The organism is Actinoalloteichus spitiensis RMV-1378 (assembly GCF_000239155.1).
GTDB lineage: Bacteria > Actinomycetota > Actinomycetes > Mycobacteriales > Pseudonocardiaceae > Actinoalloteichus_B > Actinoalloteichus_B spitiensis.
In genome coordinates this window covers 1-12,019 of record NZ_AGVX02000351.1, presented here as the reverse complement: position 1 = coordinate 12,019, position 12,019 = coordinate 1, and the positions used below count along the sequence as shown (strand labels likewise).

Genomic DNA, 12,019 nt, shown 5'->3' with positions numbered 1-12,019 from the left:
GACCCACGCAGACCTAGACCTCGTCCTCCTCGACGGTGACGTACCCGCCGCCGTCGACGGTGAGCTGCCGGTGGGCGAGCTGGACGGCATCCTGCCTGCTTCCGCCGACGTGGGCGGTCTGCTGGCCTTCGCCGTTGGTGATCTGCCAGCCGCTGACCAGGCCTGGAGCGATGTGTCGTGTGCGCATACGGAGGTCCTTTCCGGTTCGTCATGCCGCATCACCGTCGACGGGGTGCGGCGTGGGTGTGCCTCTCCGGATCCCACATCGATGGATCGGCCCGCCCGCCCTCGCCCACCGGCCGGGAGACGCGGTGCCTGGCCCGTCTCCGGTCGTCGCGCACGGGCGGGGGACGGGGACGGATCTGGTGCGGGGTGAGGGTGGGGGTCCCGGTCTCGCACGGGCGGGGGAGGAACTGGTGGGGTGGTCCTGGGTGGTGGTCCCCGGTTCGGAACGGACCCACCGTGCTCGCGAGCGGACCGAGGAGGAGCCCCGTGGGGACGTGATCGACCGGAGGGGCAGTGGTGGGAACACGCAGTCGTCGCGGCCTCTCGGGCTCTGCCAGCTGCTGCTCAACCAGCCACCACTGACCGTACGGCACTGGCGGCTCCGTGTCGAGGACCCACCGGCCGCCGACCTGGGTCACCGGTTCTGAGGCCGGTCCGGAGGACGAGGTCGTGGGGGAAGCCGGGGTCGCGCTGGCGCACCTGGACAGGCCTGCCGGGCGGAGAACCACAGGGTGGACACGCCGGACCGCCTCGGCGGACCACCCGCGGTCCGACCGCGCTCGACCAGCCGCGACCGGACGCGGGGTGCACGCGGCAGAGCGGCCGAGGACCAGGGGTTCGGGCCGCCCAGAGTGGCACCGCCCCCACCACCTGGCGAGAGCGCAGGCACCCGGGCCGCCTCCACTCCCGCCCGTCGAGGCGGACCCGCTCCCTGAGGAGGACACCGGAAGGCGGCGGACCAGCTCGCCCCGGTGGCGGGGCTGACCGTTCCTCCGGCACCCGCCTGCCATCGCAGTACGCCCGCCGGCGGCCATGATCACGACGCCGTCCCCGACCGGGGTGTCGTCCGCGTGCGCGCGGGTGTGTGCCACCGCATCAGGGCCAGCCCCACCAACACGACCACCGTCCCGAGCACGACGGGGAGGTCCACCGGCTCCGAGAGCACCAGCACGCCCAGGGACAGCGAGACGACCGGGAGCAGGTACCCGACACTGGCCGCGGTCGTGGCGCCGACGTCCCCGATCAGCCGGAAGTTGAGGTAGAAGGTCAACCCCGTGCTCAGCACCCCCAGCGCCACCACCGCCGCCCATCCAACCGCCGTCACCGACGACGCGGACCCGGACAGGCCGTCCACGGCCAGCAGCGGAACGCTCAGCCCGGTGGCGGCGATGAGCTGCGCGGCCGAGAGCGCCAGCGGGCCGGATGCGATGCCGGTGAGGTGCCGGCTCATGTAGGTGAAGGCGGTGGCGTAGCTGATGGCCGCGCCCAGCAGGGCGATCGCCCCGACGCCGACCTCCACCGGCTGCCGCCACGGGGCGAACAGCACCACCGTCCCCGCGAAACCGACGAGCAGACCCGTCAACCGCAGGGGCCGGGGTCGGCGTTCCATGCCCAGGACCAGACCGATCAGCAGCGACCACAGCGGGGTCGTCGCGTTCACCACCCCGGCCGTCCCCGAGTCCACGGTGCGCTGCCCCACGGCGATCAGCAGGAACGGCACGGCGTTGCACCACATCGCCGCGATCGTGACCCGCCGCCAGGTGGCCAGGTCGCGGGGGAGGCGCTGCCGGGCGAGCCCGGCCAGCAGCAGCAGGACCAGCGCCCCGCACGCGCAGCGCAGCATGGCGATCAACGGCGGTGTCATGCCCCCGGCCAGTGCCAGGTCGACCCAGAGGAACGCGGAACCCCACAACAGGGCGAGCACCACCATCCGTCCTGCCACGCCCCTGGCTTCGCCCAGCACCGCTGACCTCCCCGTTCGTCCACTCCCTGTCCCAGGGAAGCCTGCCCCGCCGCAGAAGTAAGGACAAGCGAAAGATCCCACCGTTACCCGTAAGCTGAGCTACATGTTGGATGTTCGTCGCCTCCAAACGCTGCGCGCCGTCATCACCACGGGGTCCATCACCTCGGCAGCCACGAACCTGGGCTACACCCCCTCCGCCGTCAGCCAGCAGATCGGGACGCTCGAGCGGGAAGCGGGCGCCGTGTTGCTGGAACGGGTGGGCCGGGGGGTTCGCCCCACCGCCGCCGGCCGGCTCCTCGCCGAGCACGCCGCGACGATCGGGAAGGGGATCGCCGAGGCCGAGGCCGCGCTGGCCGACCTGCGCGCCGGCCGCACGGGCAGCCTGACGATCCCCTACGTCGCCACCGCCGGGGCGAACCTGGTGGCGCCCGCGCTGGCGCGGCTGCGGTCCACCCACCCCGGTATCGGCGTCACGCTGCGGACCAGCGCGGACCCCCTGCCCGAGGTGCTGCGGGGCGAGGCCGACCTGGGGGTCGCCGTCCGTTCCACCCCGGGGAGCGCCGCCCCGCCCCAGCTGGTCCCCCTGGTCGACGACCCCTACCGGCTCGTGCTCCCGCCGGGTCACCGGCTGGCCACCCAGGGCACCGTCGCCCTCTCCGAACTCGCCCACGAGCCCTGGGTGGGCGCCGAACCCCCTGGCCCGTGCCGGGACGTCGTGCTCACCGCCTGCGCCGCGGCCGGGTTCACCCCGTCCCCGGTGGTGGACGGCGTGGACTACGCCACCGCGCAGGGTTTCGTCGCCGCGGGCCTCGGGGTGGCGCTGGTGCCCGCCCTCGCCCTGCACGGCCCCCACCCCGGCGTGCTCGTCCGCGAGGTGCGCCACCCCGAACCCGTCCGTCTGATCGTCGCGGTGACCCGGCACGCCTCGGGGGAACCGCCGGCGGTGGCAGCGGCCCTCGCCGCGCTGCGTGCCGCCGCGCGGGCCAGCGGGGAGACCCGGGCACCGTGAACGGAGAGGGCGAGGCGGACCGACCGGCAGTCCCCTCGGGTGCCAGGACGCCCTTCCCGGAGCCCGTGCACCACCCGAGGTGCGGTCAGGCCGGGCGCAGCCGCGCGAGGCGGTTTCGAGGAAACGGACGGTGGCGGGAGTGCGAACCGTGCGACATCGAGCCGGTGCGGGGAGCGGCGTCGGGACACCGTGCGCCTGCCGCCCCCGCCACCGCCGTGCGCCGAGGGCGCGCCGCCGCCCCGAGCCGGCCCGGCCTCAGCTGCCCCGGAAGGTGCGCCGGTAGGCGTCGGGGGAGACGCCCACCACCGCCCGCAGGTGGTGACGCAGCGCCGCCGAAGTCCCCAACCCCACCGTCCTGGCCACCGCGTCCACCGGGAGGTCGGTCCGTTCCAGCAGTTCCCGGGCCCGTTCCACGCGCTGCCGCGTCAACCACCGTGCCGGGGAGGTCCCCACCTCCTGCCGGAACCTGCGGGTGAACGTCCGCACACTCATCGACACCCGGGCCGCGAGGTCGGCCAGTCCCAGCGGCTCCCCGAGGTGGTCCAGCGCCCACTCCCGCGCCGGCCCCGTTCCACCCACCGCCGGCCCGGTGACGGGACTGGGCACGAACTGCGCCTGACCCCCTTCCCGGTGCGGCGGCACCACGGTGGCCCTGGCCACCTCGTTGGCCACCGACGCCCCGTGGTCGGAGCGGATCATGTGCAGGCACAGGTCGATGCCGGCGGCCTCACCGGCGGCGGTCAGCACGTCCCCGTTGTCGGTGTAGAGCACGTTCTCGTCCACCCGGACCGACGGGTGGGCCCGCCGCAGGTGGGCCGCCGACTTCCAGTGGGTGGTGGCCACCCTGCCCTCGAGCAGCCCGACGGCGGCGAGCAGGAACGCCCCCGTGCACACCGAGGCGATCCGCGTCCCGGGACGGGCCCGCGCCAGCACCGGGCCATAGGCGGCGGCCAGCGCGGCGGGCTCCATCCGCTCGTCCTCCTCGTGGGAGGCGGGGACGATCAACGTGTGGCAGCGGCCCACCGCCTCGGGCCCGTGCTCGACCCGAACCCCGAAATCCGCGTCACTGCGCAGCAGCCCCGGCACCGCCGCGCAGGTCACCACCTCGTACAAGGGATCACCGGTGGGGGAGCGGGCCTGCCGGAACAGCTGGTGCACCGCGCCCAACTCGAGAGGCAGCACACCGTGCCGCACGAACACCGCGACGCGGATCGGATCCGGCGGGACAGGGGTGGTGACGATGGCCCGAATCCTTCCCGTTCTGGCCGGTGGGCCGCTTGTCCCACCCTCGGCCGCCGACCATTCTCGCCAAGGGACAGGGGAACGTCGAGACAGGAGATGACGATGAAGGTGCTGTGGGTCTTCGCCCACCCCGAACCCGCCTCGCTCAGTGCCGCCCTGCGGGACGAGGGCCTGGCGGCGCTCCGCGAGGACGGGCACGACCACCGCGTGTCCGACCTCTACGCGATGGGCTGGAAGGCCGTGGTGGACCGGGAGGACTTCCCCGGGCACGCCCAGGGCAACCGGTTGGTGATCACCCAGGCCTCCCGGCAGGCCTACCAGGACCGCACCCTGACCGAGGACATCCTGGCCGAACAGGAGAAACTGGACTGGGCCGACGCTGTCGTCATCCAGTTCCCGCTGTGGTGGTACGGCCTGCCCGCCATCCTCAAGGGCTGGTTCGACCGGGTGTTCGTCAAGGGCTACGCCTACGGCGTCCGGGAGCACGGCTCCGACGGGCGCACCCTGCGCTACGGGCAGGGGCGGCTGGCGGGCAAGCGGGCGTTGCCGGTGGTGACGGTCGGCGGACCCGAGCCCACCTTCGGCCCGCGGGGCATCAACGGCCAGCTCGACCACGTCCTGTTCCCGCTGCTGCACGGCACCCTCTGGTACACGGGGATGTCGCCGCTGCCCCCGGTGGCGGTCCACGGCGCGGACCGCCTCTCCGAGGAGGACTACCGGGTGGCGGCGCGGCGGGTGCGGGCAGCGGTGTCCACCCTCGCCGACACCGCCCCGATCGCCTACCGCAGCCAGAACGGGGGCGACTACGACGACCGGCTGGTCCTGCGCCCGCACCTCGCGGCGGACCAGTCGGGGTTGTCGGTGCACGTGGCCGACTGAGCGGGTGGGTCGCCCCGCCCGGCGGCCGCGCACCGCTCGCGCCCGGGTCCGGGTTTCCCGCAGGCCCGGGGCGCGGCGATGCCGTGGGCGGCTCCGCCGGGGCCGCCTGGCCAGGTGCGGTGGTGCCCGCCAGCTGCACGCGCGTCGACTCCCCGGCCGCGACCCGGCTCCACCCCACCACCGACCGAGGCCGAGGCCGACCGGGAGGCGACCGCTGAGTCGTTCCCCGGGGTCCTCACCGGGTGCTGCCGCACCGTCGGGGGCGCGGATCACGAAGTCCTCGGCCACACCGGACGGGGCGTGCACCCGGCACGACCGATCAGTCCGAGCTGGCCGCCCCGGGCTCCAGCGACCGGATCACCCGGGCCGGGTTCCCCACCGCCACCACGTTCGCCGGCAGGTCCCTGGTGACCACCGCGCCCGCACCGACGACCGTGTTCTCCCCGATCGTCACCCCCGGGCAGACGATCACCCCACCCCCGAGCCACACGTTGTCCCCGATCGTGATCGGTTCCGCCGACTCCCACCGCGCGCGCCGACGCACCGGGTCCAGCGGGTGCGTCGGGGTCAACAGCTGCACGGTGGGACCGATCTGCACGTCGGAGCCGATCGTGATACGAGCGACGTCGAGCAGGACGACCCCGAAGTTGATGAAGGTCCCCGCGCCGATCGTCACCTGGTACCCGTAGTCCACGCCCAGCGGAGGGCGGATCTCCACCCCGTCCCCGACCGAACCCAACAACTCCTCCAGGATCGTCCGGCGCAGGGCGTCCTCTCCGGGGTGCGCGGTGTTGTACCGGTGGGACAGCTCCGCGGCCCGACGGCGGTCGGCGTCGAGTTCGGCGTCGTCGGCGAGGTAGAGCTCGCCGGCGAGCATGCGTTCCTTCTGGCTCGGCAACGCGGTGATCCCTTCCGTCTCCGGTGTGCCCGGGGCTCGGGGCGTCGGGCACACCAGATGATGATCCCCCGGAGCCCGGCGGCTGTCGACGGGTGCTCAGCCGGTGCCACCGGACGGCGAGGGGGAGAGGGCCGTTCGGCGGACCACGGCCCGGGGGGGCCGGGGCACCCGCGACCCCGTTGGCCGCTCGCCGAGCGCCCCGGTCGAGCCGGACCCCTTCCGGCTTCCCTGGCTCTGGCGGCCCCGGCAGGTGGTGGGGCCGGGCGGACACGAGCGGGGGCGGACACGCACCACGGTCCGCCCCGGTCCGCTCATGGCCCGGATCGGGGGTGGCCCGCGGCCTCGCCTGCGCCCCCGGCCGGGGCCAGGGCCCGGTGTTCGTTCTCCCCCCGAGCACGGCGACGGCCGGGGTCGGAGCAGTCAGGAGCGGGTGGTGCCGGACGCGGCTTGGTGGGCACGCCCCGCCCGATCCGGGCGGACCCGTGTTCCCCGCTCGTCGGCAGGCTCACCTCCGGGGGTTCGGTGTGGTGGTTCCGGGCGGGGGGCGTCGCGGAGCCGGGCGGCCGAGGCCACCAGCGACGCGATGGCCGGGGTGTACCCGCTGGGTGGCCAGGCGAGCACCGTGGTCACCTTCGGAGCGTCGACGACGGGCACCGCGACGTGCTCGGGCCACTGCCAGGCACGGCTGGAGGCGGGGATGACCAGCAACGTCCTGCCCAGCGCCACCAGCTGGGCGAGCTGTGACTGGCTGCGCACCTCCGGTCCAGGTCCGTCCGGGTAGGACCCGTCGATCCGGGGCCACCGGGCGATCGGCAGGCCCGGCACGTCCTGGACCTCGGCCAGCGTGAGCTGCTCGCGCGCCGCGAGCGGGTGCCCCGAGGGGAGCAGCGCGACCTGGCCCTCGACGCAGAGGTCCTCGGTGTCGAATTTGGCGAGGTCGTCGACCGGTCGGTGCATGACCGCGACGTCGGCGTGCCCGGCGCGCAGCAGCCGTGCCTGCTCGCCGACCTCGCACGGCAGGACCTCGATCGGTACCGCGCCGGGGTCGCTGTCCAGCGAGTCGAGGAGCCGTCGCAGCAGTTCGTGGGACGCGCCGGCTTTGGTCGTGAGCACCAGCGGCCGGGCCGGGGCCCCGGCCCGCCGCGTCCGACGGGCGACGGCGGCGACCGCGTCGAGAGCCACCCTGGCCTCCCGGAGCATCACCGCGCCGGCGGGGGTGAGCGCCACGCCCCGGCGGTCGCGGTCCAGGAGGGTGACGCCGAGTCGCCGTTCGAGCTGGCGGATCGCACGGGAGAGCGGGGGTTGCGCGATCCCGAGGCGACTGGCGGCGCGTCCGAAGTGCAGTTCCTCGGCGACCGCGACGAAGTACCTGAGCTGGCGAGTCTCCAGGTCATCCACCCCAGGTAGCCTACCGGCTGATACTCGGCAGGTATCACAGGCTGCTGGATCGATCTTGGACATCACCGGGTCGCACTTGAAGCATGGGTCAGGTGAACGACACGAAGACCGCGCTGGTCACCGGCGCGAACAAGGGCATCGGTTTCGCCATCGCACAGGGCCTCGGGGCGATCGGCTTCACCATCGCGCTGGGCGCGCGCGACGGTGCCAGGCGGCAGGAGGCCGTCGAACGCCTGGACGCCGCCGGTATCACGGCGTTCGGGGTCCCCCTCGACGTCACCAGTGACGAGAGCGTCGCCGCGGCGGCCTCGGCCCTCGAGCAGAGGGCGGGACGGCTCGACGTGCTCGTCAACAACGCGGGCATCGCCGGCCGGGCCGACGGTGGCAGGCAGGACCCGACGACGCTGGACCTCGACGTCCTCCGCACCGTCCTCGACACGAACGTGTTCGGGGTCGTTCGGGTGACCAACGCGATGCTCCCGCTGCTCCACCGCGCGGACTCACCGCGCATCGTCAACGTCTCGAGCACCATGGGCTCGCTGGCCCTGGGCGCCGGCGGCCCGCTCATGGCCGCATACGCGCCGTCGAAATCGCTGCTCAACAGCATGACGGCGCAGTACGCCCGCCGGCTCGCCGACACGCCCATCATCGTGAACGCCTGCTGTCCCGGCTTCGTGGCAACCGACTTCACCGGCTACAACGCACCTCGGGCCCCCGAGCAGGGCGCCGCGATCGCCATCCGGCTCGCCACCCTCCCCGACGACGGGCCACGCGGCGGCTTCTTCGACGACGAGGGCGTCATCCCCTGGTAACCCGGTCCGATGATCGGCGCTGAGCCGGGACCCGGCTCAGCGCCGTGGCTCCACCACGGTCATCGGCACCAGGGCGAAACCGGCCGCGCTGCCCGCTCTCGGGGCGCGCTCCTGATCCGCAGGCCAGCGAACCAGCGCGTCGTCGACCGGCACCGGCAGTCCGCTCACTGGCTCCCGGCCCGATCCACCACCGGAGCCCCCGGTCCCGTTCCACGCCGTTCCACGCCGGGACGCCCGGTGCGCCCACCCCCCAGCACCGGGCACGGACCCCGAGACGCCAGCGGCACGGTCCGGTCGCGGGAGAAGAGGCCCGTTCCGCCCCCGCCGACCTCCGGCGGGGGCGGACCCGGACATCCCCCACCCCACGCCCGGACCGGTACACGCGGCCCGGCACTCCGGGCGGCTGCCAGAATGATCAGGGCAGAGGAAGGGATGGTCTCGGCATGCCCCTGGCACACCACGAACCCGGCACCTCGAGGGCGACCCCGATCCCCGTCGGGGCGGCCCCGGTGGTCACCCGCACCGCACCCGGCGCTGACTCGTCGGTGATCCTCGCCGCCACCGCGCGCACCGGGCACAGCGTGGCCGCCCTCGTCTCCGCCTGGCTCGGTTCCTTCACCGAGTCCCACGACACCCGCGCCGCCTACGGCCGGGACCTGCGGGAGTACCTGTCCTGGTGTGCCGCCCGCAGCCTCGACCCGCTCACCGCGCGGCTCCCCGAAGTGCAGATGTACGCCACGGAACTCGCGGCCGCCGCCAACCCCCGCACCGGACGGCCCTACGCCGCCTCCACCCGAGCCAGGAAACTCGCCGCCGTCTCCAGCTGGTACACCTTCCTCGTCCGCGCCGGAGCGATCGACGCCAACCCCGCCCGGGACGCCGCCCGCCCCCGGTACGACCGTCGCCACTCGCCGACCTCCACCGTCACCGAACGGCAGGCCGCCGACATGATCGACGTCAGCCGCCACCAGCCCCACCGCACCCTGGGCACCCAGGGAGCAGCGTTGGCCATGGTGCTGCTCATCGACCTGGGGATCCGGGTGTCCGAGCTGTGCAACGCCAACCTGGGCGACCTGGGACACCGCGACGGGTTGCGCACCCTGACCATCCGCATGAAGGGCGGCAAGGTCCGCACCCGACCGATCCCCGCGCAGCTGACCCCCCTGCTCGACGCCTACCTGGCCACCCGCCGAGGCGCCGGTGTCACCGCCCCGCTGCTGGCCACCGTCGCGGGCCAGCGCGTCAACCGCCACCAGATCTACCGGCTGGTCCAACGCCTGGCCGCCGAAGCGGGCGTGCCCATGCCCGACCGCATCACCCCGCACTCCATGCGCCACGCCTTCAACACCATCGCCCGGGAACGCGGAGCCGCGCTGGAGGACCGCCGGGACGCGCTCGGCCACTCCTCCGCCGCCGTGACCCAGCTCTACGACCACGTCGCCCTCTCGGTGACTCGCGACCCCGCCCACCTGGTCGCCGCCGCCACCGCGACCACCGAGCCCGCGCCGCCCACCCCGGGCTGAGCTCCCTCACGTCCGTCCACGCCCCGCCGAGGTCCAGTCACCCCGGGCCCTGCACGCCCCGCCGACGCACCGGACACTGGGGACTCGGGCGGACGCCGCGACCGATCGGCGACCTCCCGCCGCTCCCGCACGGGGGATGCCAAGATACTGCGGTGTCCGACGACGCCCCATCTCACTCCGACACCACACCCGACGCGCCAGCACCGGGGGAGCAGCAGCCACCCGACCACCCCGGGACGACCAGCAGCGCCCTGCCCCAGCCCACCGGCACCTGCAACTACCCCGACTGCGGACGTCCGGTGTTCCGAGCCCCTGGCCCCGGACGGCCCTCCGAGTACTGCGACCGTCCCGACCACACCCGGTGGCGGGCCTGGCGGGAACGTCAACGCCGCCAGGAACCCACCCCCGAAACCGTCACCGTGACGAAACCAGCTGGTCCGGTCACCGCCGCGACCGGGCGGGCTGCGGACCTGCTCGAGGAGTTCCGCACCCTGTCCCACCACCTCTCCCGGGTCCTCGCCAGCGCCGTCAGCGAACTGTCCACGATCTCCGACCCTGCCGCCAGCCAGGAACAGATCCAGCAGATCCAGGCCGAAGGCGCCCGCCGCGTCGCCGAAGCCGAAGCGGCGCTCCTGCTCGCCCAACGCCAGCGCCGCGACGCCGACGAAGCTCGCCGCGCCGCCGAGCAGGCCGCCGAGGATGCCATCGCCGCCGCGGACGCCGCCGAAACCGAACGCACCGCCGCCCTCGCCGAACGCGACACCGCGCTGCGCACCGCCGAACACGAGACCCGCCTCGCCCAGGAACAGGCCGAGGTCGCCCGCACCGAAGCCGAGGTCGCGATCGCCGCCGCCCGCCGCGAGGCCGCCGACAGCATCGAACAAGCCCGCGAACAGGCCGTCCGCCTCACCGAGGACGCCCGCCGGCAGGCGGCGCAGGACATCGACGCCATCCGCCGCGCCGCCGCCGAGGACATCAGCGCCGAACGCGAACTGCGGGAACAGGCCGCGGTCCGCGCCGAACGCGCCGACACCCTGACCCGACACGCCGAACGCCAGGTGGACGAGCTCCGCACCGAACTCACCCGAGCCCGGGAGGAGACCACGAGACTGCGCGAACACCACACCCAGGAGATCAACCGGCTCAACCAGCTCCTGGCCGACCAGCAGCGCGCCGCTACCGAAGCCGCGAACCAGGCCCGCGACCTCGCCGCCGAACGGCTCGCCGCCCTCGAAGCCATCCGCGACCAGGCCCTCACCCGCGCCGAACGCGCCGAACGCCACCTCGACCGGCTCCTCGCCGAACGCGAAGCCGAGCACCCGCCGCGCGAGGACACCCCCGCCAACGAATGACCACATCCGCCCGCCAGGCCAGGCGGCACCCGGCCACGCACCCCGACACCACCGGGTTAGAGTCACCACCGGCCCACGACCAACCGACCACCCCACCCCGCGCTGGGCCCCACGGCCAGCGGGAGGAGAATCCCCATGTCCACCCCGGACCCCCTGCTGACCGTGGCCCACCCCCACGTCCACGAACTGGAGATCCGCCGCTCCCGGTTCCGCTGCCTCGTCGCCGAGGCCACCGACGAAACCGCCGCCCACGCCCTGATCAGCGACCAGCGCACCACCCACCCCAAGGCCAACCACCATTGCACGGCCTACGTCCTCGGCTCACACCGCGAGATCCAACGGTCCAGCGACGACGGAGAACCCGGGGGAACCGCCGGCGTCCCCATGCTCGACGTGCTCCTCCGACGCGGCATGACCAACACCGTCGCCGTGGTGACCCGCTACTTCGGCGGTATCCGACTGGGAGCCGGCGGCCTGGTCCGCGCCTACGGCCAAGCCGTGTCCCAAACCCTCGACCTCGCCGGCACCGCCGCACTCCACCCCTACCGCCGGTGCCAGCTGCGCGCCGACTACGCCGACGCCGGCCTGCTCGAACACGAGATCCGCCAGACCAGCGCCGACCTGCGGACCGTCACCTACCAGGACCACGCCGAGTTCGAGGTGGACGTCCCCGAGGCCGACCTGGCGTCCTTCCGGCACTGGGCGAGCAGGACCGCCGGCGGCCGGGTCCACCTCCAGGTCGGGGACCGCCACCACCGGCGCTGACCCGGCTCCCCGGCGCCACCGACCCGGGAACGCCCCCGGCGGTGCTCACCCGTAGATGCCCTGGACCGCCCCGGAGGCGATCGCGGTCACCACCTTGAAGCACTTCATCGCCTCGGTCATCGACTCGGCGGTGAACCCCACCCGCCGCACCGCCACCTGCTCCACCGGCCGC

At 74.1% G+C, this 12,019-nt stretch carries 12 protein-coding genes and 1 pseudogene; 7 read left to right on the top strand and 6 right to left on the bottom strand.

What is annotated here, in order from left to right:
• Positions 1–13 precede the first annotated feature (13 nt).
• A complete protein-coding gene (locus ACTIDRAF_RS34240; protein ID WP_016699705.1) occupies positions 14–187 on the bottom strand; it encodes a hypothetical protein in 174 nt (57 codons plus the stop codon).
• Between the two features lie 124 nt (positions 188–311).
• Between ACTIDRAF_RS34240 and ACTIDRAF_RS33440 the strand changes: the two genes are divergently transcribed.
• On the top strand, positions 312–653 hold the full coding sequence (locus ACTIDRAF_RS33440) for a hypothetical protein (RefSeq protein ID WP_157163058.1): 342 nt from the start codon (positions 312–314) through the stop codon (positions 651–653).
• 389 nt (positions 654–1,042) lie between these two features.
• On the opposite strand, the gene ACTIDRAF_RS0215825 is transcribed toward ACTIDRAF_RS33440, so the two are convergent.
• Positions 1,043–1,969: a DMT family transporter gene (locus tag ACTIDRAF_RS0215825; protein ID WP_026066157.1), complete on the bottom strand. Its 927-nt coding sequence runs from the start codon at positions 1,967–1,969 to the stop codon at positions 1,043–1,045.
• 103 nt (positions 1,970–2,072) lie between these two features.
• On the opposite strand from ACTIDRAF_RS0215825, the gene ACTIDRAF_RS0215820 reads away from it, so the two are divergent.
• Entirely contained in the window at positions 2,073–2,978 is a 906-nt protein-coding gene (locus ACTIDRAF_RS0215820) for a LysR family transcriptional regulator (protein ID WP_016699702.1), read from the top strand.
• 255 nt (positions 2,979–3,233) lie between these two features.
• Here ACTIDRAF_RS0215820 and ACTIDRAF_RS0215815 read toward each other — a convergent pair whose 3' ends face one another.
• Positions 3,234–4,178, bottom strand: coding sequence for a GlxA family transcriptional regulator (locus tag ACTIDRAF_RS0215815; protein WP_016699701.1), 945 nt, complete (start codon positions 4,176–4,178; stop codon positions 3,234–3,236).
• A 144-nt stretch (positions 4,179–4,322) separates the two neighbouring features.
• Here ACTIDRAF_RS0215815 and ACTIDRAF_RS0215810 point away from each other — a divergent pair, with 144 nt between their 5' ends.
• Positions 4,323–5,099 (top strand): NAD(P)H-dependent oxidoreductase, encoded by a 777-nt coding sequence (locus tag ACTIDRAF_RS0215810; protein WP_016699700.1) that lies wholly within the window; start codon positions 4,323–4,325, stop codon positions 5,097–5,099.
• Between the two features lie 319 nt (positions 5,100–5,418).
• On the opposite strand, the gene ACTIDRAF_RS0215805 is transcribed toward ACTIDRAF_RS0215810, so the two are convergent.
• A complete protein-coding gene (locus ACTIDRAF_RS0215805; RefSeq protein ID WP_026066156.1) occupies positions 5,419–5,997 on the bottom strand; it encodes a sugar O-acetyltransferase in 579 nt (192 codons plus the stop codon).
• 420 nt (positions 5,998–6,417) lie between these two features.
• On the bottom strand, positions 6,418–7,395 hold the full coding sequence (locus tag ACTIDRAF_RS0215800) for a LysR family transcriptional regulator (RefSeq protein ID WP_016699698.1): 978 nt from the start codon (positions 7,393–7,395) through the stop codon (positions 6,418–6,420).
• 83 nt (positions 7,396–7,478) lie between these two features.
• Between ACTIDRAF_RS0215800 and ACTIDRAF_RS0215795 the strand changes: the two genes are divergently transcribed.
• From ACTIDRAF_RS0215795 to ACTIDRAF_RS0215775, 4 genes are all read left to right on the top strand, one after another.
• Positions 7,479–8,207 carry an SDR family oxidoreductase gene (locus ACTIDRAF_RS0215795; RefSeq protein ID WP_016699697.1) on the top strand — a complete coding sequence of 243 codons (729 nt, stop codon included), beginning with the start codon at positions 7,479–7,481 and terminating at the stop codon, positions 8,205–8,207.
• Between the two features lie 443 nt (positions 8,208–8,650).
• On the top strand, positions 8,651–9,730 hold the full coding sequence (locus ACTIDRAF_RS0215785; RefSeq protein WP_016699695.1) for a tyrosine-type recombinase/integrase: 1,080 nt from the start codon (positions 8,651–8,653) through the stop codon (positions 9,728–9,730).
• A 152-nt stretch (positions 9,731–9,882) separates the two neighbouring features.
• The gene (locus tag ACTIDRAF_RS29185; protein ID WP_016699694.1) at positions 9,883–11,082 is read left to right on the top strand and encodes a coiled-coil domain-containing protein; all 1,200 of its coding nucleotides are present in this window, start codon (positions 9,883–9,885) and stop codon (positions 11,080–11,082) included.
• A 135-nt stretch (positions 11,083–11,217) separates the two neighbouring features.
• Positions 11,218–11,847 (top strand): YigZ family protein, encoded by a 630-nt coding sequence (locus ACTIDRAF_RS0215775; protein WP_016699693.1) that lies wholly within the window; start codon positions 11,218–11,220, stop codon positions 11,845–11,847.
• Between the two features lie 45 nt (positions 11,848–11,892).
• Here ACTIDRAF_RS0215775 and ACTIDRAF_RS34990 read toward each other — a convergent pair.
• Positions 11,893–12,019, bottom strand: a pseudogene (locus ACTIDRAF_RS34990) (M55 family metallopeptidase); the annotation flags it as partial.